The following is a 21,636-nucleotide window of genomic DNA, read 5'->3' on the forward strand; positions in this document are numbered from 1 at the left end:
CTTTCTGGGATATGGGGGAGCAGGGAGCAGGGAGCAGTGACCAGTTATCAGTGACCCAACAATCCACTACACCCTACACCCCACACCCCTTTCTTCACTGACAACTGACTTGACTTTGAAACGACGGTGTGAAAGAGTATCTTGTAACTTTTTGTGGGAAACTAATTCATGCTTCATTTGGTCTTATTCGTTAGTCATCAAAACGATCTCAGCGAAGGCAACTTTTGCTTTGAGCGTAACTAACGCCATATAAAGGCTGAATGTTGTAGTCAAGCAGATTTTTTATACTACTGTTCTTAAAACTCCTATAGCTTGGGCTTAATGCTAACTCCACTGCTCGGTTTGATTCTAGGAATAGCTATCTTACTAGAGGCGACTTTAGCCTACAGAGGAGGTTATTTGCTCCTGCTCCCGCCAATTGCTAGCAGGAAAAAAAGCCATGTTTTGCTGGCAAGCGGCAAAGTTGCGATCGCCATCGCTCTCGCGATCGGGATGTTAGGCTATTTTGACCTAATTGATGCTCCTTTATTGCGCCAGATTAGGATGACTCTCATCGTTGTGGGACTCCTACCAATCGCTACAGGCTTGCTGCAAGGGAACATCCATCGACGTTCGATAAAAGAAGTTATTCATTCAGTTAAAGAGCTAGTTAAAAAGCTGAAGCGATCGCTGTTAGTTAAGCCTCAATTATGGACAAAGCTCTACTTACTTAGGACTCTAGTACAGCGCGACCTAGAAGCACGGTATAAAGGATCGATTCTAGGGAATATATGGCCCTTGTTAAACCAACTGTCACAATTATTAATTTACACTTATGTATTTTCAATTGTGATGAAGGTCAGGCTTAACTTAAAAGGGCTACCAGAAAATAATAGTTTGACATTTGGCTTGTGGCTGTTTGCCGGATTGTTGCCTTGGATAGCGTTCACCAACGGACTGTTACAGTCTTCAAACTCAGTTGTAGGCAATACTAACCTAGTTAAGAAAGTTGTTTTTCCTTTGTCTCTCTTGCCCTTAGTACCAGTGCTATCTGCGTTTGTTGAAAGTACGTTTGGATTGATGGCATTGATTTTTTTGGTAGCAGTAACCACAAAAACGATTCACATCACGCTTTTGCTGCTACCTCTACTCTGGCTGACTCAAATACTATTTACATCAGGACTGGCATATATTGCTGCGGGACTAACAGTATTTTTGCGAGATATTCCTCAGACTTTAGCAGTTATTTTAAATATCTGGTTATATTTAGCGCCAATTGTTTACCCCGAATCTCTCATTCCGTCTCAAATTAGAGACTGGGTATTCTGGTTAAATCCAATGGCAACGATCGCAGAAACTTATCGAGGCTTGGTGTTAGTGGGAGAAGTAAAGCATTGGGGAGAGTGGGCAATTGCTGGCATAGTTTCTCTGGTTGTGTTCGCAGGCGGCTTCTGGATATACAAGAAGTTACGCCCAGCTTTTGCCGATGTCCTCTAGTTTTGCCAAATAGCAGCGTGTGATGAGTGAGATTGCAATTTCCTTAAACCATATCTCGAAGTGCTACAGGTGTTATAATCGCCCGATAGATCGACTCAAAGAAATTTTATTACCTGGCAAGAGCCGCGCCCAAGAGTTTTGGGCGTTGAAAGATATCAGCCTAGAGGTAAAAACCGGAGAAACCGTAGGGATCATCGGTCAAAATGGCTCTGGCAAGAGTACGTTACTGCAAGTTATTGCTGGAACGCTAACACCCACAACAGGGGAAGTTTATGTTAACGGTCGAGTTTCAGCTTTACTTGAGTTAGGTAGTGGATTTAATCCTGAGTTTACCGGACGGCAAAATGTCTTTTTCAACGGACAAATTTTAGGTTTAAACCGAGCCGAAATCGAAACCAAGTTTGATGAAATTGCCTCTTTTGCAGAGATTGGCGAGTTTATGGAACAACCCGTCAAAACCTATTCTAGCGGTATGTTTGTCCGCTTAGCTTTTGCTGTTGCGATTAATGTCAATCCGGAAATTTTAATTGTGGATGAAGCATTAGCTGTAGGAGATGGCGTGTTCGTACATCGGTGTATGGCAAAAATTCGGGAATTTCAAGATAGTGGTGGGACGATTTTATATGTATCTCACGATGTGGGGGCAGTTTCACGCCTTTGTACAAAAGCGCTTTGGATGAATCAAGGGATTGTTGTCGATAGCGGTAAACCAGCGGAAGTCTGCAAGCACTACCAGGCTTGGGTACATGAAGAAGTGAACAAGCGTACTGCTTCACATCTCCACGATCGCCCAGATGTTCCCCATAGCATAGCTATAAACAATCAGAATGAAGAAAATATCGATATTCAGAAAATAACAATTAAAGAATTCAATCCTTTTACGAATAAACCCTTTTTATCATTTCCTAATTATGAAAGATTTGGTACGGGACGAGCAGAAATAGAAGATATCTGCTTATTAGGAGCAAACGATCGCCCGATTAAATTAGTTTATCCAGGTGACATTATTAAAGTCAGAATCACCACATTTAGACACGATCGCGTCAGAAAACCTAACGTTGGCATTGCCCTATTGGATCGACTGCGAACCGTGCTTTCAGGCTGGAGTACTGAACTTTTAGATAAAGAATTTGCCGATTACTGGTTATCAAAATCGGAAATTGGTAGAGCTACGGTCGAATTCGAGTTTATTTGGCCTCACCTTGCTGGAGGTAGCTATACCTTTGATATTGCATTTGGCGATGGTCCTCACGAAAATTTAGAGATGCTCGATTGGATTCAAAATGCAACTACCCTCCAAGCAGCAGTCAATGATTTCGTCGATGGTGTATTCCAAGTCGCAGGTAGGCAGATCAGACTATGTGAGGAACTCGCATGTACGGGACAATCGATAAATTTTTAAATTATTTTTTAAATTATAAGTTTTTAAAATCTAAATTAAAAAATTGGATGCAAGGGTGGGTCGATAATTATTTAAGTCAAAAGCTATCTCAAGGTTATTGGCAAGAACAAATTGATAGTTATTTAAACCAAAAACTAGCTCAAGCCGATTTAGAGAAACGCATCGAACAAGTGCAATTGAATCATTATTTAGTTTATGGCGATCCCCAAAGACTTAAACTCTCAGCATCTTGCGTGGTCAATAATGCTCTATTTAACTTATCTTCTGGCACTATATGCATAGGAGAAGATGTTTTTTTCGGTCATAACGTGAGTTTGATTACTGGAACCCATGACTACACCAAGTTTGGTAAAGCCAGAATGTATGATTTTCCGACTGAAGGAAATGATATTGCGATCGAGGAGGGAGTGTGGATAGCTAGTAATGTTACAGTCATTGGTCCTTGTAAAATCGGCAAGCATTCTGTAGTCGCAGCAGGTGCAGTTGTCAAAGGCGATGTTCCCAGCTATCAAATTGTTGCAGGGGTTCCGGCAAAAATAGTCAAAACAATCGTGCCTACGGATTAGTTGTTGCATCGAAAAAAATTAAGCTAGAAATAGTAGGTTAATCTCAGAGTTAGTCCGCAATGATTGAAGCGAATAATCCAGAAATAAATATTGAGGAATTAAAACAAAAAATTACAGAGGAAGTTTCTCGACGACAGCCAGATTTGCTGACGGTATTACAGCACGATCGCAACGGATCGGGGGCGATCGCTAAAGAAGTTGTCAATATCAGCCACATAGAAGCATTAGCGAGTAATGCTGAGTTCAAGGCGCAAGTTCGCACTCATTGGCCCAAGAAGTTCGATCGCTTTCCCTTTAATGTAGGTTGGTTAAAAAAGTACAGCCTCAAAATTTACAACTTTATTCAGAAAGAGCAGCGAGTCGTTAATTTTTCTCTCAGTCAAGGATTAAGAGAGATAGCGGCGATCGAGCAACGGCTGAGCGAACAGGTAGCCGAGTTAAAAATTCAAATGAGTAGCATGAGCGATCGCCTCAGTTCTACAGAAGCTCGGATAGCTCAATTAGGCGATCGCCTCGGTTCGAGCGAATCGCAGCTGGCTCGGATTAGAGAGCGGCTCAATAGCGTCACCCAAGAGCAAGTGACTCAGATTCATGCCACTCAAGAGCAAGTCAAGCAAAATCGAGAACGCTTGAACGCTAGCGAGGAGCGGGTCAGTCAAAATAGCGCTCGCATCCATGCGAGTGAATTCAACTTAGAGCAATTCAGCGATCGCCTCAAGTTGACTGAAGAAGGATTGAATGGTATTGGTATTCGTATTAGTAGCATGGACGCTCACTTGCTGGCGATCGAAGACCGTCACAACCGAAACGATAGCTATCTCAAAAACGACTTAGCACAGCAAAAGCGATTGATTACTCTGTTTCTCGAAGAAGCACGGCAACGCTTACCAGGAGCTTTTAGTCAAGAGCATTTGACCAGCTTTTTCGATGAAAATCAGCACTCGCTAGATGCCTTTTACGCTGCCTTTGAAGAACGATTTCGCGGCTCGCGGGAAGACATTACGAATAAACTCAAAGTCTACTTGCCGAAGATTGCCGCAGCCAACGTAGGCACGCCAGACGCACCAATTTTAGATGTAGGATGCGGACGGGGTGAATGGCTAGAACTGTTACGCGACAATGGATATACGGCAAAAGGACTCGATATTAACCAAGTCACGATCGAACAATGTCAGTCTAGGGGACTGGAGGCGATCGAAGCCGATGTCATTACTTACCTGCAATCGCTACCAGAACATAGCTTGGGAGCCGTGACTGGCTTTCATATTATCGAACACTTGTCTTTTGCGCAGTTGCTCAATTTAATTACAGAAGTCTTGCGAGTCTTACAACCAAATGGAATAGCTATTTTTGAAACGCCAAATCCGCAAAATTTACTCGTAGGTGCTTGTGACTTTTATTCCGATCCAACTCACCAAAGACCCCTCTACCCAGAAAGTATGCAATTCTTGTTTACCTATCAAGGCTTGCATAACGTTCAAATCTTACACTTAAACCCGGTCGAAACGAGTCCTTTCGATCGCGAAGAGCCAGAAATGCGAATTTTGCATAACTGGTTTTTTGGTCCCCGTGATTATGCCCTTATTGGATATAAAGTATGAAGCCACTGGCGATTGTAATCCCTTGGTTTGGTAAAGCTTTAAAAGGCGGCGCAGAACAACAAGCTTGGCAGATCGCCTCCCGTTTGGTACGACGAGGACACAAAGTTGAGATTATAACGACTTGCTGTCAAGCTTTCGATCGCAACTGGGCAGAAAATCATCATAAGCCTGGATTGAGTCAAGAGGAAGGGATTGCAATTCGTCGGTTCAAGGTCGTCCGAACCGACCACGATACCTTTAATCAAGTCAATCATCTCATGCTGAGAGTACCGACTGCGCAGTTCAAACCAGGAGTCAGTCCAGTCAGCTTAGATGATGCGGCAATATTTTGTGCGGAGAGTATTAGTTCCCCCCAACTACTACACTTTCTCAAAACTCATCACCATCAATATCAAGCATTTTTATTCATCCCCTATCTGTACGGTCCAATTTTAAATGGACTGTCAATTGTTGCCGATCGCGCCTTTTTACAACCCTGTTTGCATGACGAAGCTTATGCTTATTTGCCGCAAGTCGAGCAGATGTTTCACCTAGCACGCGGGTTATTATTTAATAGCGAAGGTGAAGAGCAACTTGCCAGAAAGTTATACGGTCCTGGGATTATTTCCAAAAGTTGTGTCGTTGGAGAGGGAATAGAGGTTGGACAGCAAGACGATCCGACTCTAACTCACATTGGCAATCTCGCACTCAAAAAAGAGCGTTATATTCTTTATCTCGGTCGCCGAGATGCAACAAAAAATACAGATTTCTTAGTCAGAGCTTATGCTATTTTCAAGCAGAAGTATCCAGACTCTAGTTTGCAATTAATTTTAGCTGGTTCGGGAGAAACATCATTTCACGACGCTGCGCCAGGGTTAACTGACCTTGGTGTAGTGTCAGAAAGCGAGAAAGAAGCACTACTAGCAAACTGCTTGGCTTTATTTCAACCCAGTCGGAATGAAAGTTACTCTCGCGTCATGATGGAAGCTTGGTTCTACGGACGACCCGTAGTCGTACATCAAGATTGTTTGGCAACCGCAAGTGCTGTTAAGAGCGCGCGGGGAGGTTGGCTAGCAGCAACAGAAATTGAATGGGCGGAGATGTTTGCCCAAATCGATCGCGCTGGAATGGAACAGCTAGCAGAATACGGTGCAAACGGTCAAAACTATGCTAAGAAAAATGCGAGTTGGGATGGAGTCATCGATCGCTACGAAACTATTTTAGGACTGGCAACTGTTCCAGCCACTCCCCCACAGCCACAACAGAGACTGAAAGAAATTCATCAACTGATGGCTGGTTTTTCCTACGGGGATGCCATTTCTAACCATGCTAGGTGGATTAGAAACTATTTACAAGCCCTTGGTTACAAATCAGAAATTTTTGCCGAACATTTAGACCCACGCGCCACCCATGAAGCTAAAAGACCTCATGCTAAAAGTATCGGTCAACATGCTGGATTGATTTATCATCACTCGATTGGCTGCGAAGTGACAGAATACGCGATCGCTCACCCCGGGACTAAGTGCCTCATCTATCACAACATCACGCCTGCTGAGTTTTTCCGGTCGTATCGCCCTGACGTTGCCCAATTACTAGAACAAGGTCGGGCTGAATTAAACCAACTTGCCCAACACTTCCCCCTCTCAGTCGGAGTTTCCACATATAACGCCTCTGAACTCGCGGAATCTGGATTTACTGCACCAGGTATACTTCCCATACCCATAGATCCAAAAAAGTGGGATATGGCAGCAGATCCAGAGTTGATGCAGCAGTTACAGGATGGTAAAACTAATCTCCTCTTTGTCGGGCGCGTCTCGCCTCACAAGCGCCAAGATCACCTTCTAGAAGCTTTTGCCCATTACTTGACAATGGATCGAGAGGCAAGATTGATTCTCATCGGTGGCGGTGACATCAACGATCCATACTATCACCACGTCACGAGCTTGATGCATCGGTTGCACGTCACAAACTACGTGATGATTCCCGGGCAAGTCAACGATGCCCAACTCTTAGCTTTTTATCGTACTGCTCACCTATTTTGGTCGATGAGCGAACATGAAGGATTTTGCGTTCCCTTAGTCGAAGCGATGTGGTTTGACGTGCCGATTCTGGCGTACAAAAGCAGTGCGATTCCTGAGACATTAAGTAAAGCTGGGCTGATGTTTATCAATAAGGAAAACTTTGTTGAAATCGCAGCATTGGCAAAGATTCTTGTTAAAGATATATCGCTGAGAGAAAAGGTGATAGTTGCTCAGCGCCAACAGCGAAACAAGTTTTCGCCTCCCGCAGTTATTGAAAAGTTAAATAAAATCGTCCTAATGATGGAGGAGAATTGTAGTCATGAGCTATCTGAGTCAACTATTAAATCTCTCAAGCAGAGCTAGTAAAACAATTGGAAAAATCTCTGATTCGCTCTCAACTAAGCGCTCCACCTCAGAGTCAGAAACTTTATCAGATCGAGAATTTTTAGGAGATGCTTATCGCAAACTTTTAGGACGAGATGTCGATGAAGATGGATTAAAACATTACATTAAGCTCCTCCAAACGGGCTACAGCAGAACCGACGTACTCATGAGTTTAGTTCAGTCGGATGAGTTTATTAACAAAGTTTTAAAGGAAAATATTAGAATTCAAAATTTACGAGAACTCAAACCAAACAACTACTATGCAGTAGAGGATCTTTTACAACCAAACAATGCTTTAGTATTTTCTGTAGAAACTTCAGATGATTTTGATTGGCTAGAAGCCATGATTCTCAAACACGGTTATTATGAAAAACCTGGTGTATGGGGTTTTAGAATTGATAAAGATAAGAAAGTCATGGCTGAAATTATGTCAGGCTTTCAACCAAAAAGAGCTTTAGAGATAGGCTGTGCCAATGGAACTATTCTGCAATGTTTGCATGAGATGAACATCCATTGCGAAGGAATAGAAATTAGCTCGATGGCAATTGATAAAGCTTTTCCTGACATTAAAAATAATATCCATCATGGAGACTTGTTAGAACTAGATCTTTCGGAAAAATACGATCTCATTTTTGGTTTAGATATATTTGAACACTTAAATCCCAATAAACTGCACGACTATCTCGATCGCATAGATCGAATATTAGTTAATGGCGGTTACTTATTTGGCAATATTCCGGCATTTGGCGAAGATCCAATATTTGGTACGGTTTTTCCTGTTTATATTAAAGAGTGGGAACGGGATATTGCCCAAGAAAAACCTTTTACCCTGCTTCACGTTGATAAAGATGGCTATCCGATTAACGGACATTTAATTTGGGCTGATTGGCACTGGTGGGTAAAACAATTTGAACAGCATGGTTTTCAACGAGAAGTAGAAGTTGAAAAAGTTTTGCACAAAAAGTATGATGCTTATATGGAAAAAACATCGATCGCGAGAAAGTCATACTTTGTTTTTTCTAAACGTGGCGAGCAGCAAAAAACAGAAGCGATCGCCGATCGGATTAGTTCGCGATCGTCAAAATTTTTGTGAGTTCAGCAAGAAACTTGCTAGAAATATGAGTAGCGTAACTGCTACTTTAATTAGAGTTTTGTATTATCAGTGTTTCATAGCAAAAAAACATCTAATATCTGCTTTAAGGTAGATAAAAAAGCCGCTTGTTTTTGAAAGAATCGACTGAAATTTTAAAATTAAAAACCAGCAAGATGAATACCAAAAACTTTTTTGCCAAAGTAGCTCCCAATTCTGTAAAAACCATCGTTAAAAAATTTGGTAAACCTGAATTAAAAAACCAAAGCCGTTCTAATGAAAGTTGGCATGAAATGGAGACGATTTCTGACGAAAGCTATTTAAGAATGGCATATAAAGTTATATTTGAGCGCGAAATTGACTCAGATGGGTTAGCAAACTGGTTGAACGTGCTTGATACAGGTTTGAGTCGAACTGCTTTGGTGAGAATGTTAGTCGATTCTGTTGAATTTCAACTACGTCCTGTGAGTAGCAAAGACTATTGGCATATGCTGGATGCTAAGCTTCATCACGCTAGATTTAAACTGATTAGAACGGTGCTTCCAGAAGCAAAAGTTATTCTAGACTTAGGGGGAGCTTCTACGGGTGACGATCGCGGTGCTTTGTTAAGCTTTGGCTATCCATATCTACCGGAAAAAATATATATTGCCGACTTACCTCCCGATGAAAGGATGCTAAAAGCTCCTGAGTTGACACAAAATATTAGATACAACAATTGCGATATTAATTATGTTTATACAAGCATGAGCGACCTATCTCTGTTTGAGGAAGGTTCTTTCGATCTAATTTGGTCAGGACAATCGATCGAACACGTAACTACAGAAGATGCTGAAAAAGTGTTTGCTCAAGCATACAAGTTATTGAAACCAGGGGGTAAGCTGGCACTAGATACTCCAAATCGTTCTGCGACTCAAATACAGTGTCCTCAAGGTTATATTCATCCAGAACATAAAATTGAATACTTTTACAGTGACTTGTGCCAAATTTTAGAGAGGCACAATTTCAAGATTGTTGAAACAAAAGGTCTGATCGATCTGTCTAAAACTATTGACAATAACTTGGATATGAAACATTTTTGTGAGGAGGCTATTAGTGGTGAGGCTTTGAACGATAAGCCAGAGAAATCGTACTGTTTCTATTTGTGCTGTATGCGAAGTTGCGATCTTTAGACAACTAAAGATGCGATCGCGGGATGCTTTTACATCCCATATATAAAGATAGGAAGGCATACTTGATGCTAAACAATGGTGCAAGAGAGAGTCAGTTAATTTGCTAACGCTGGCGCTCAGCTACTCGACATATTTGTAGATATTGACAATAAATAGCGGTTGTCAAGACGATCGCGATGAAGGTATATTGTCTGAAACTTTATAAAAGTTTAGACAAGTAGTCTAGTGTAGTGTGGAGTGACATGAGTAAAGCTAATCCAATCTATATCTTAGGAGCGGGTCCAGCAGGACTAGCAGCGGCTTACACCTTAACTCAAAAAGGTCAACCAGTCGTAGTAGTAGAAAGAGATACTAGGGTGGGCGGATTAGCAAAAAGTATCGAATATCAAGGCTTTATTCTAGATTTTGGTCCGCATCGCTTTTTTACTAAACTCGCTCCCGTACTCAAACTTTGGGGTGAAGTTTTAGGAAAAGATCGAGTTACTGTCAATCGCCTGACACGCATCTACTACGGGGGAAAGTATTTCAGCTATCCGCTCAAAGCTAAAGAAACCCTACTGACACTGGGACCGATTGAGAGTACAAAAATTCTCGTTTCATATGTCAAATCGCAGTTATTTCCCAATCGCCACCCCCGTAACTTTGCTCAATGGGTAACGAGCAGATTTGGTCGGCGACTATTTGAAATATTTTTTCAGGCTTACACGGAAAAACTTTGGGGCATACCCTGCACGGAAATTAGTGCAGATTGGGCGGCGCAACGCATTAAAGGCTTATCCTTGTTGAAAGCAGCTCGAAGTGCTTTATTGGGTAACGATGGCAAAGTCAAAACACTGATCGATCGCTTTGAATTTCCTCGGTTAGGTTCGGGTCAATTGTATGAAAAAATCGGTGAATACCTGCGCCAGCATAATCAAAGCGTGTTGTTAAATACAGAAGTCGTACAGGTTCACCACGATAACTTTCAAGTTACCCAAATCACATTAAGAAATCGCCAGACAGGAGAGGAGTCAACAGTCAACTGCGGCGGCGTAATTTCTTCCGTACCCATTAGCTTGTTGGTGCAGCAAATAGATCCACCTGCTCCATCAGAGGCGATCGCAGCTGCTAAGTCTCTCAAATTTCGCAATACAATTTTGGTCTATTTAATCGTTGAAGGCAATAACTTATTCCCAGATAACTGGCTTTACATTAACGAGCCAAGCGTGCAATTAGGACGAGTCACCAATTTTGCGAATTGGTCGCCTGAGATGCTGCCAAACCAACATCAAACACCATTGTGCTGCGAGTATTGGTGCAACTACGACGAACCGATGTGGCAGCAACCAGAAGCAGAATTGTTAGAGCGAGCAGAACAAGAACTGCGAAAAATTGGGCTTTTACATCACGAAAAAGTTTCTGGTGGATTTGTCGTTCGCCTACCCCGCACTTACCCAATTTATGCAGGTAACTATCAACAAGCACTGAGCGATATTCAGTCGTATTTACAGCAATTTCCGAATCTTCAATTAGTTGGAAGATACGGTGCATTTAAATACAACAATCAAGACCATAGCTTATTGATGGGGATTCTAGCGGCAGAAAACGTCTTAAGTCCTGGCAAGCACAATCTTTGGTCGGTCAATTCAGATAGCGAATACCAAGAAGAAGCTAGCGCAACTGCTAAGACCACCACACATAAGACAGTGAAAAAACCGCGCCCACAAAAGACACTCAAAATCTTGAAAGAATTTGGTGGCTACGTCTTTACAGGTGGAGCCGCAACAGTCGTTGATGTCCTGATTTTTTCATTGCTGGTTCAGTCGGGCGTTTGGTCTGTCTCAGCCCTTTGTATCAGCTATTTTATGGGATTAACGACTAATTTTTGGCTGAGCCGTCGCTTTGTTTTTGGTGTCTATTGGAAGAACTGGCTAATTCAGTACGCCGTGTTTGCCACAGTTGCTCTCAACAGCTTGCTGGCAAATTTAGGATTGTTACAACTGTTAATGGATGATGCTGGTTGGAATGCTACTGCTGCCCGTTTGGTCAGTGCTGCTTGTGTAGCTCTACTTAGCTTTACGGGACACAAAATGTATTCTTTCGCGTCAAGTCAACAGGAGTTTGTTCGCAAGCCTGAATAAATTGTTGTACTTCAAAAGATATTGCCAGTGCTAAATATCATTGGGTTCAAACGCTACCCACGAATCTACCAAGCTATCTGCTTAGGATTAGGATTTACGTTAATCCAAGTTCTCTTCGGGTGTTTGTTTTCAAATTCTCAAAACTTAGTAGAGGGCTATTCTAAGCTTTGCCAATGGGATTGTGACTGGTATACGCATATTATCGAACATGGATATCGAAGTACAATTCCGCCCACTCCGCAAAATCCAGATTTATCAAATGTAGCATTTTTCCCTGGCTATCCTATCATTGCTGGGGCGATTAAGAACGTTTTCAATCTACCCACACAAACTGCTTTGCTACTAGCCGCACAGATAGCCTGTTGGGGGTTTTGGACATATGTATTTTTGTTGTTTCAACGTTGGCGGATTTCTGATAAACTATCGCTTTGCGGTGCGATCGCGATTTTAGTACATCCAGCTGCTTTTTATTTAGTCGCTGGTTACTCAGAATCGCTGTTTTTGATGATGTTGCTTGGCTTCCTCTACTGGACTGCATCAAAAAAGCGTGTTGCCTGGATTCTTGCTGCTACACATGGCTTTGTCATGACTGCAACTCGGGTTATTGGTCTACCAATAGCTATTTATCCGCTATTCCACTTTTGGCTATTTAGCGCTAAAGATCGAAAAGCAAAACCATTTCGGTTTTGGCAAAAGAGGAGCAAATATTTGTTAGTAAGCACTGTTGCTAGTCTGGGTTCTCTGTTGTTCTTTGCTTTTTGTTATTTCAAGTTTGGCGCTTGGAATTTCTACATGCAAACGCAAGCAATAGGATGGGGAGTCAAACCTAACTATTTAGCCATTTTCAAGCCGGAAAGTTATTTTGCTTTCCTTGACCCTAAAATTTTGAATTTACCTGATGTAATTAATGCTATTTCAGTACCGTTCGCTTTGATAAGTTTTTTCATCGTCTTTTTACTTGAACGGAAAGCAGTACCTTTTCTGACAGAGGGTAGCTGGAAACAAAGAGCTGAATTTTATGTAGCTGGCTGGCTCATGTTTTATCTATCTGCCTGCGGTATGAGTAGCCTATCCATGACGAGCATGGTTCGCTACACTTTCTGCGTACATGTGGTGCTTGTACTAGCTATAAGCCACCTCATATCTAGGACGCAATTCTACAGATTGTTCGACCGAAAATGGATTGTTTTCCTACTATTACTGATGGCAACTCCTTCATTTTTACTCCAAATGAAATTTGTGGGTATGTTTACTAATATGGAATGGGTTGCTTAAGCTGACCTATGTACTACACAACTGACTAAAATGAAATAATTATTCTGATTCATGGTTTTTCAGTGTCAGTTCATAAAATTATCATTGATGCTACTCCAATGACTCCTAAGCCTAGTGGAGTTGGGTTGCAGGTAGCAAACTTAATTCAATCGCTTTACTCCCTGCAAGCAGAGGAAAATTTTGAGTTAGGCATTGTCTATCAACCTGGAATGAAAGACTGGCTGCGCGGGAACTGGAATGTTCCTGAAGCCTTAACGCAATATCCTTCAGTTCATGTCCTCCCAATTCCAGTTAGAGTTTCTAATTTGTTATTATTTCCGACTTACAAATCGATTTGGTCATCCTTGGCAAAATCTTGGGGAAATCCAGACATATTGCACGGAACTAACTATTCAGTTTATCCTTGCGATCGCGGCTTCAAGGTCATGAACATTTATGATGTTGCTTTTATTAAATATCCTCAATATGTTAATGTAGTCGCTAAAAGTTATGTAGAGAAAGTCAAACGATGTCTGCAGTGGACGGACTTAGTTTTAACTATCTCAGAAAGTTCTAAGCAAGATATTATTCAACATCTCAATGTTGCTGCCGAACGAGTTTTTGTTGCCCCATTGGCAAGTCGATACTGTTCTAATTACTTATCGACTCTAAATGTCGAACAGCTTAGCCGGACGGCAAAATACAATTTCTCTAAGCCTTATTTATTGTTTGTTAGTAACATAGAACCTAGAAAAAACATCATTTCTATCGTGATGGCTTTTAATAAATTAAAACAGCAGTACAAGATCGAACATAATCTTATATTAATTGGACGCAAAGGATGGAATTATCAAAGTATTTTTGCTGCGATCGAGGCATCACCTTATCAACAAGACATTTACCATCTTGACTATTTATCTGATGAATTAGTCGCACTATTTTATGCTCGAGCCGATGTATTTGTTTATCCTTCTTACTACGAGGGATTTGGTTTACCTGTACTAGAAGCCATGACATTAGGCGCTCCGGTAGTCGCTTCTAACACTTCATCATTACCAGAAGTCACGGGAGATGCAGCTATATTAATCGATCCGAACGATTCAAATAAATTAGCCGAAGCAATTTGGGAGGTGATTAATAACTCTCAAATGCGATATAAATTAATTCAAAAAGGTAAAGCAAGAGCAAAACAGTACTCCTGGCAGCACAATGCTCGGGAAACATTAAAGGCTTACCGTAGTCTGTTGGTATAGCAATATTCTGGTTATCGATGGAATTTGGTTTAAACTGCACGATCGTTGCCTTGGCGATCGCATCATGGTGATGAATACTACCTTTTCCTGTAGTAAGATGCAAACATTTTTAGTAACTGGTGGCTTCGGGTTTATTGGTTCTAACTTTATTTTACAAGCACGAGAAAAGCAATGGGCTAGGATCGTCAATTTAGACAAGTTAACTTATGCCAGTAATCCTCAAAACTTAGCCCAATTGCAGGACGATCGCGATTATCATTTTATCCGTGGAGATATTGGCGATCGCGACCTATTATCTCATCTATTAGAACAGTATCAGCCAGATGCAATTATCAACTTTGCCGCTGAAACTCATGTCGATCGCTCGATTCAAAGCCCTCAAAATTTTATTCAAACTAATATAGTAGGAACATTCCAACTGTTAGAAGTTAGTAAGGCGTATTGGGAAAAATTATCTGTACAAAAGCAAGCGCAATTCCGTTTCTTACACGTCTCTACTGATGAAGTCTACGGCTCTTTAGAACCAAAAGCTCAGTCATTTCGAGAAGATACCCCTTACGCACCAAATAGTCCCTACGCAGCGTCAAAAGCAAGCTCAGATCATCTTGTTCGAGCTTACTATCATACTTATGGTTTTCCCACTCTAATCACCAACTGCTCGAATAACTACGGTCCGCGTCAGTTTCCCGAAAAACTGATCCCATTAATAATTCTCAACGCTTTACACGATCGACCTTTGCCAATATATGGAGATGGGCAAAATATTCGAGATTGGTTATATGTTGCAGATCACTGCGAAGCTCTCTATCTAGTTTTACAACATAGTCGGGTGGGAGAAAGTTATAATATTGGGGGAAAAAACGAACAAAATAACATCACAGTCGTTGAGAAAATTTGCGCCATTCTTGACGATTTGGTTCCCAAACCTAATTTTCGCCACTCTTCTTTAATTACTTTTGTCAAAGACCGTCTCGGACACGACAGACGGTATGCTATAGATTGCAGCAAAATCTCTAGAGAACTAGGCTGGCAACCAAAAGAGAACTTTGATAGTGGGTTATTAAAGACAATTCAGTGGTATCTCAGCAATCCAATTTGGCTAGAGGGAGTAGGGAGTAGTGAAGAAAGGGTGTAGGGTGTGGGAAGTGTGGGAAGTGTGGGAAGTGTGGGGTGTAGTGGATTGTTAACTGGTCACTGGTCACTGGTCACTTATAACTGCTCCCTGCTCCCTGCTCCCTGCTCCCTGCTCCCTTTCAATGCTAGTTAACTTATCTTTTCTGATTGAGAAACCGACAGGAATTACAACCTACGCTCTGAATTTAATCCCGCACTTGCGATCGCTCGATCCTACCTTTCTAATTTCGCCTGTTGCTGCTCGTCTTCTACCCACACCGCAGACTCAAGACGCATATTATTCCATTCCCGCTAACTTAACTCCAGAACAAGGAACGGTCGGACATTTACGACGTTTATTCTGGACTCAACTGCAACTATCGCCAATTTATCGCCAATTGCGATCGCAGTTATTGTTCTCCCCCGTTCCAGAAGCACCCCTTTACAAGCGCTGTCGCTACATCGTTACGGTTCACGACCTCATCCCCTTGCGCTTTCCTAGACTTTCACCCTTAACTCCCTATCATCGCTATTACATCCCCCAAGTTCTCAGCCAAGCACAGCACGTTATTTGTAACTCCACTGCGACAGCCTCAGACATTATTGACTTTTTCCACATCTCAGCCGATAAAATTACTCCCATACCCCTAGCATATGATGCCAACCATTTCCGCTGGCTCAACTTAGCTCAGCAGAACGAAACTCGTCCTTACTTTATTTATATTGGTCGTCACGATCCGCACAAAAACTTACACCGATTAATTGCAGCTTTTGCCAAGATCCCGAGTTATCGAGATTGCGATCTTTTACTAGCTGGAACGGGCGATCGCCGCTATACTCCAAAGCTAAAAGCGCAAAGTATAGAATTAGGAATTGCCGATCGCGTTAAGTTTCTAGATTACGTTCCCTACGAACAACTACCAATTTTACTCAATCGGGCGATCGCATTAGTTTTTCCTAGTTTGTGGGAGGGATTTGGCTTACCCGTACTCGAAGCAATGGCTTGCGGTACTCCTGTAATTACGTCTAATCTTTCTTCTTTACCAGAAGTTACAGGAGATGCGGCTTTATTAGTGAATCCCTATAACATTGAGGAGATTGCTGCTGCTATGGAAATTATAGTTACTGATAGTCAACTGCGATCGCATCTTTCTAGTTTAAGTTTGACCAGAGCCAGACAATTTAGTTGGAAAAAAACAGGACTCGCTACTGTTGAGGTATTAAAAAAATTTTTATAGTTTTCAAAACACAAAATTTTGTACTTAGCCAGCGCATTAAACAAATGAATGTAATGCCAACCACCAATCGATATCGCTCAAAACACGATCGGGAATTTCCCAAGGAAACAAATGCGCGGTATTATGGTAACAAATCCATTCAGAATTGGGTAAGTGTCGTGCAGTTTCTTGACTCGATTCTGGAGTAATATGACGGTCGGCTGCTCCCGCCATAATTAAACTAGGACACTGAATCTGCGATAAATCCTGAAGGCGATTGTAACCACTTTTGAGCGCCGTAAAGAGAGCGCGTTGGGCAGGAGAAGAAGTTTGCAAATACGCTGACATAGCATACTTAGCAATGTATTCGTAAGTAGCGGAAGTGTGCTGTTGCACCAGGTAGCGAAAGAGCGATCGCTTAGCAAAAGTATCTATATGCCACCGATCGCCGGGTTGTATAGCATTTGCGATCGCCGCTAAGCCAGTATACAAATTATCTTGCCAGCTGATTGCTGGATGACTGCCGCGAGGACGAGCAGCTGTAGCGATTAAAATGAGTCCCTTAACTCGTTCTGGAAGCCTTAAAGCCAATTCCATCGCTAAGATTCCACCTAAAGACCAACCTAAAACCAGACATTCACTAATTTGATAGCGATCGAGGAGTGCTTCCAAGTCATGCAGGTGATCGGTCATGGCGAAATTAGTCGGCGTGCGACTATTACCATATCCTCGTAAGTCAGGGGCTATTGTTTGAAAGCGTTGGCATAGGTGTTGAGTAAACACGGACATACTCAAACCAGAACCAGGATGACCGTGCAAGCAGAGAATAGGTAAGCCTTTGCCTTGGACGTAAACGTGCAAATTCACAACAGAAGCTGTCATTAATACTTTTTAGTTTTACTACTTTATCGTCTCTTTATTGCGATCGCCTATTTATCAGTAATTTTCCCGATTTGCGATCGCTACAACTATAGGAATACTTATAATATCGCAGATTCTAAATGGTTCATTATATCTACCGTTATGATTGTCATTTGTCATTTGTCATTCGTTAGAACAAGGAAGCGAGCAAAATCTTTGAATTTAGTTTGAAATGAACGTAAAAGTATCACGGTTAAATGGAATTTCAAGGCTCTATTTACTAGTATTATTGCTTGGATACATAGGCACTGGTTGGCTATTATCCGATTGTAATGCGAGCTGGTTTACTTGGACAGGCACGCAAGTCATTACCGTGCATTTAGCTTGGGTTGGTTTTGATGCTGTCGCTTTGGCTGTTGCTTGGATTGTTTTACTGGTCTGGGTTGGAGCTTTTGCTATGACTTGGCCTCAAAGTATTCCTTGGGCAGGAATTCCGCCTTGGGCGTTTGGTTTAGCTATGACTTGGATTATGGCATTAGGGTTAATTTTGACTTTAGCTCAAGTAAAACATGCGTTACTATCTGCGGGGTTAAATAAACATTTAGCTTTTTGGTTTTTGACCATCTTTACTTCGGTAGGTCTAGGCATAGGCAGAATATTAGACGAAGGATTATTCCTAAATTAAGCGAGTGAGAGTTAATAGAAATAATAAATTTCTGAATTTTTTCTTGATTTCTCAATTTTAAGAATATATGTCAATCTGTACCTGGAGGTATTTTTGAAAGACTTACCTATTAAAGAACAAGTTAATCTGCCCAATTATCGAACTAGAAATCCAGAATATTATTTACAGCAGGTCGAACCAAATATTTTGGCAAGCTTTACTACAGAACAGCTACAAGCCATAGTCAATATTTTAACTCTCGCAATTCCTCAACCCTCACCCAAAATTGTAGATTTTAGATTTAACATCGACCTGTTATTTTCTCGATTTTATTTAGTTCTCTTTGTTGGTAAAGATCGTCGAAAACGCAAACGTCAATATATACCTGAAAGACTTGCCAGGATTGGTAATGCGATCGCAGTTGTTATTCTCCTTTTGGGAGCCAACTTAGTTATTAGCGGCGTAATTTTATTATTTGCTTACTTATTTAAATCAGCAGTCGGCATAGATTTCTTCCCAGGACATATTTCAGACTCGGTGAAAAAGATTTGAATTTTGTTGGTCATTTGTCATTTGTCATTCGTCATTGGTGAGTGGCTGGTGAAACCAGTGGTTAGTAGTTAGACTCTTCTTTAGTCACCAGCCACTAGTCACTAGTCACTGTCCCTAGTTTCTGCCCAGACACTCTATACTTATAGTCTGGACTGTGAAGCAAAGAGGAAGCGAGAGATGGCATCCATCATCCGCGAGTTGCACGGACAATTGGTGAAAAAAGAACGCTCGGCAGTGGAAATTACGCAAGAAGCGCTGGATCGGATTCAAGCACTAGAACCAAAGATCCACAGCTTTTTGTGCGTGACAGCGGATAAAGCACTGGAACAAGCGAAAGCCGTGGATGCCAAAATTGCGGCTGGAGAAGAGATTGGGTTATTGGCTGGAATTCCCGTGGGTGTGAAGGACAATATGTGTACCAAGGGAATTCCCACAACTTGCGCCTCCAAGATTTTAGAAAACTTCGTCCCACCCTACGAATCAACGGTAACGCAAAAACTAGCGGATGCTGGGGCGGTGACAGTGGGAAAAACCAACTTAGACGAGTTTGCGATGGGGAGTTCCACCGAAAACTCGGCATTTCAACTCACGGCTAATCCTTGGGACTTGGAACGAGTTCCTGGCGGTTCTTCTGGGGGTTCGGCGGCGGCTGTAGCGGCGCATGAGTGTGTCGTTTCTCTGGGTTCTGATACAGGTGGTTCGATTCGCCAACCCGCATCTTTTTGCGGTGTTGTGGGCATGAAGCCAACTTATGGATTAGTGTCGCGTTATGGTTTGGTGGCTTTTGCTTCCTCTTTGGATCAAATTGGACCCTTTGGACGCACGGTAGAAGATGCGGCAATTTTATTAGGCGCGATCGCGGGTTACGATCCGAAAGATTCTACAAGTTTGAAGGTCGAAATCCCTGACTACACTCAATTTCTCAAACCCGATCTCAAATCGATGCGAATTGGGATCGTGAGAGAAACTTTTGCTGAAGGTTTAGATCCGGCTGTAGAACAAGCTGTCAATAAGGCGATCGAACAATTAAAGCAACTCGGCGCGGAGATTAAAGAAGTTTCCTGTCCGCGTTTCCGCTACGGTTTGCCGACTTATTACATCATTGCCCCTAGCGAAGCTTCGGCTAACTTGGCACGTTACGATGGCGTAAAATATGGTTTGCGCGTCCCCGATGCCGAAAATCTAATCGATATGTACGCTCGGACTAGGGCGATGGGTTTTGGTAAGGAAGTTAAGCGCCGGATTATGGTAGGGACGTATGCCTTATCTGCTGGTTACTACGATGCTTATTACTTAAAGGCACAAAAAGTTCGGACTTTAATTAAACAAGACTTTGAAAATGCTTTTGGGCAAGTGGATGTATTAGTCACGCCTACAGTTCCCATGACAGCATTTAAAGCTGGGGAAAAAACTGACGATCCGCTAAGTATGTATTTAACCGATTTGATGACAATTACGGTAAATTTGGCAGGTTTGCCAGGATTGAGTATTCCCTGCGGTTTTGACGAGAAAGGAATGCCAATTGGGATGCAATTGATTGGAAATGTGTTGCGGGAAGACCAATTATTTCAAGTGGCTCACGCTTACGAACAAGCTACAGAGTGGCATAAATCCAAGCCAAATCTATAGTTTTATAGGTATTGGTAGGGTGCGTTAGCTTTTGGCGTAACGCACCCTACGTAGCTTCAGCTAAAACAAAGAACGGATGTATTTGTCTAAGCGATCCATGCCCTTCTCAATTGATGTCATATCGGTAGCATAGGATAAGCGAATGCGATCGCCCGATCCAAATGCAATTCCAGGTATTGCCGCAACTTGATAAGACTCTAAAAGTTCTTGACAAAAATCCATTGATGTCTTCTCAGTTTTACTGATATCGACAAAAATGTAAAATGCTCCATCGGGTTTGGCGTAAGTCACTTCTGGAATTGCATCTAATCTTTGCATCATGACTTCTCGCCTTTTGGCAAAAGCTTGACGCATTTGTTCGACGCATTCTTGGGAACTTTCTAAAGCTGCGATCGCACCAAATTGAGCGAAGGTACACACGTTAGACGTACTATGACCTTGAATCGTACTCGCAGCTTTAATTAACTCTACCGCACCCGCTAAATAGCCGACACGCCAACCTGTCATCGAGTAGGCTTTGGCAAAGCCATGACTGATAATTGTACGGTCAAAGATTTCTTTACCTAGAGAACCGATACTGACGTGTTTTACATCTGTATATAGTAATTTCTCGTAAATTTCATCCGAGACAACTAAAATATCCTTCTCAACCACAACCTCGGCTAGTGCCTTCAGTTCTTCTGGCGTATAGACGACACCTGTAGGGTTAGAAGGAGAGTTGAGAACAAATAGCTTAGTTTGAGGCGTAATGCTAGAGCGCAACTGGTCTGGAGTAATTTTACAGCTAGCATCCGTCTGGACGATAACTGGTGTTCCGCCAGCGAGAATGACCATTTCAGGATAGCTCAGCCAGTAGGGGGCGGGAATAATTACCTCGTCTCCCACGTCAATCAGCGCCACCATCAAATTGTATAAACCGTGTTTGCCACCGTTGGTAACGATGATATTTTCAGCTTGGTAGTCTAGACCATTATCTGTTTTCAGCTTGCGAGCGATCGCCTGTCTTAACTTGGGTTCCCCAGCCGCCGCACCATATCTCGTCTTACCTTCATCTAAGGCTTTTTTTGCGGCTGCTTTGATGTGTTCTGGAGTATCAAAGTCTGGTTCTCCGGCGCTGAAGCTACAAACATCTATTCCTTCAGCTTTCATGGCTTTGGCTTTGGCGGAAATTGCCAAGGTCAAAGAAGGCGTTACCTTACCCACTCGTGCTGCCAGTTTCATTGTCACTACCGATTGCAAAACTCCAATTCAGTTAAGCATATCTTAAAGTAAACGTCTGAATTTG

General features: G+C 42.1%; 17 protein-coding genes. 15 read left to right on the top strand and 2 right to left on the bottom strand.

Going from position 1 to position 21,636, the window contains the following annotated elements; genetic code table 11:
- Positions 1-627 precede the first annotated feature (627 nt).
- From ACRC32_RS28190 to ACRC32_RS28245, 12 genes are all read left to right on the top strand, one after another.
- Positions 628-1,476 carry an ABC transporter permease gene (locus ACRC32_RS28190; RefSeq protein WP_438557103.1) on the top strand — a complete coding sequence of 283 codons (849 nt, stop codon included), beginning with the start codon at positions 628-630 and terminating at the stop codon, positions 1,474-1,476.
- Positions 1,477-1,498: 22 nt separating this feature from the next.
- On the top strand, positions 1,499-2,878 hold the full coding sequence (locus tag ACRC32_RS28195; RefSeq protein ID WP_438557082.1) for an ABC transporter ATP-binding protein: 1,380 nt from the start codon (positions 1,499-1,501) through the stop codon (positions 2,876-2,878).
- 47 nt (positions 2,879-2,925) lie between these two features.
- Complete coding sequence (locus ACRC32_RS28200; RefSeq protein ID WP_438557083.1) at positions 2,926-3,444, top strand: acyltransferase; 519 nt, start codon at positions 2,926-2,928, stop codon at positions 3,442-3,444.
- 59 nt (positions 3,445-3,503) lie between these two features.
- The gene (locus ACRC32_RS28205; RefSeq protein ID WP_438557084.1) at positions 3,504-5,045 is read left to right on the top strand and encodes a methyltransferase domain-containing protein; all 1,542 of its coding nucleotides are present in this window, start codon (positions 3,504-3,506) and stop codon (positions 5,043-5,045) included.
- A complete protein-coding gene (locus ACRC32_RS28210; RefSeq protein WP_438557085.1) occupies positions 5,042-7,408 on the top strand; it encodes a glycosyltransferase family 4 protein in 2,367 nt (788 codons plus the stop codon). Before ACRC32_RS28205 ends, ACRC32_RS28210 begins: the two co-directional genes overlap by 4 nt.
- Positions 7,365-8,522 (top strand): DUF4214 domain-containing protein, encoded by a 1,158-nt coding sequence (locus ACRC32_RS28215; protein ID WP_438557086.1) that lies wholly within the window; start codon positions 7,365-7,367, stop codon positions 8,520-8,522. The genes ACRC32_RS28210 and ACRC32_RS28215 overlap by 44 nt, the downstream gene beginning before the upstream one ends.
- Positions 8,523-8,695: 173 nt before the next feature.
- On the top strand, positions 8,696-9,688 hold the full coding sequence (locus ACRC32_RS28220) for a methyltransferase domain-containing protein (RefSeq protein WP_438557087.1): 993 nt from the start codon (positions 8,696-8,698) through the stop codon (positions 9,686-9,688).
- Between the two features lie 242 nt (positions 9,689-9,930).
- Positions 9,931-11,808: a GtrA family protein gene (locus ACRC32_RS28225; protein WP_438557088.1), complete on the top strand. Its 1,878-nt coding sequence runs from the start codon at positions 9,931-9,933 to the stop codon at positions 11,806-11,808.
- A 27-nt stretch (positions 11,809-11,835) separates the two neighbouring features.
- Complete coding sequence (locus ACRC32_RS28230; RefSeq protein ID WP_438557089.1) at positions 11,836-13,083, top strand: hypothetical protein; 1,248 nt, start codon at positions 11,836-11,838, stop codon at positions 13,081-13,083.
- Positions 13,084-13,181: 98 nt separating this feature from the next.
- A complete protein-coding gene (locus tag ACRC32_RS28235; protein WP_438557090.1) occupies positions 13,182-14,315 on the top strand; it encodes a glycosyltransferase family 4 protein in 1,134 nt (377 codons plus the stop codon).
- Between the two features lie 97 nt (positions 14,316-14,412).
- The gene (gene rfbB, locus ACRC32_RS28240; RefSeq protein WP_438557091.1) at positions 14,413-15,450 is read left to right on the top strand and encodes a dTDP-glucose 4,6-dehydratase; all 1,038 of its coding nucleotides are present in this window, start codon (positions 14,413-14,415) and stop codon (positions 15,448-15,450) included.
- Positions 15,451-15,571: 121 nt separating this feature from the next.
- Positions 15,572-16,666 (top strand): glycosyltransferase family 4 protein, encoded by a 1,095-nt coding sequence (locus ACRC32_RS28245; protein WP_438557092.1) that lies wholly within the window; start codon positions 15,572-15,574, stop codon positions 16,664-16,666.
- A 36-nt stretch (positions 16,667-16,702) separates the two neighbouring features.
- On the opposite strand, the gene ACRC32_RS28250 is transcribed toward ACRC32_RS28245, so the two are convergent.
- The gene (locus ACRC32_RS28250; protein ID WP_438557093.1) at positions 16,703-17,527 is read right to left on the bottom strand and encodes an alpha/beta fold hydrolase; all 825 of its coding nucleotides are present in this window, start codon (positions 17,525-17,527) and stop codon (positions 16,703-16,705) included.
- 211 nt (positions 17,528-17,738) lie between these two features.
- On the opposite strand from ACRC32_RS28250, the gene ACRC32_RS28255 reads away from it, so the two are divergent.
- The 3 genes from ACRC32_RS28255 to gatA all read left to right on the top strand — a co-directional run bounded on the left by ACRC32_RS28255 (position 17,739) and on the right by gatA (position 20,351).
- Complete coding sequence (locus ACRC32_RS28255) at positions 17,739-18,191, top strand: hypothetical protein (RefSeq protein ID WP_438557094.1); 453 nt, start codon at positions 17,739-17,741, stop codon at positions 18,189-18,191.
- 93 nt (positions 18,192-18,284) lie between these two features.
- Positions 18,285-18,722: a hypothetical protein gene (locus ACRC32_RS28260; RefSeq protein ID WP_438557095.1), complete on the top strand. Its 438-nt coding sequence runs from the start codon at positions 18,285-18,287 to the stop codon at positions 18,720-18,722.
- Positions 18,723-18,899: 177 nt separating this feature from the next.
- Positions 18,900-20,351 (top strand): Asp-tRNA(Asn)/Glu-tRNA(Gln) amidotransferase subunit GatA, encoded by a 1,452-nt coding sequence (gatA, locus tag ACRC32_RS28265; protein WP_438557096.1) that lies wholly within the window; start codon positions 18,900-18,902, stop codon positions 20,349-20,351.
- Positions 20,352-20,411: 60 nt separating this feature from the next.
- Here the strand turns inward: gatA and ACRC32_RS28270 are convergent, their stop codons facing one another.
- Positions 20,412-21,572 carry a pyridoxal phosphate-dependent aminotransferase gene (locus ACRC32_RS28270; protein ID WP_438557104.1) on the bottom strand — a complete coding sequence of 387 codons (1,161 nt, stop codon included), beginning with the start codon at positions 21,570-21,572 and terminating at the stop codon, positions 20,412-20,414.
- Positions 21,573-21,636: the final 64 nt, after the last annotated feature.

This window comes from Chroococcidiopsis sp. (assembly GCF_051657925.1).
Taxonomy (GTDB): domain Bacteria; phylum Cyanobacteriota; class Cyanobacteriia; order Cyanobacteriales; family Chroococcidiopsidaceae; genus Chroococcidiopsis.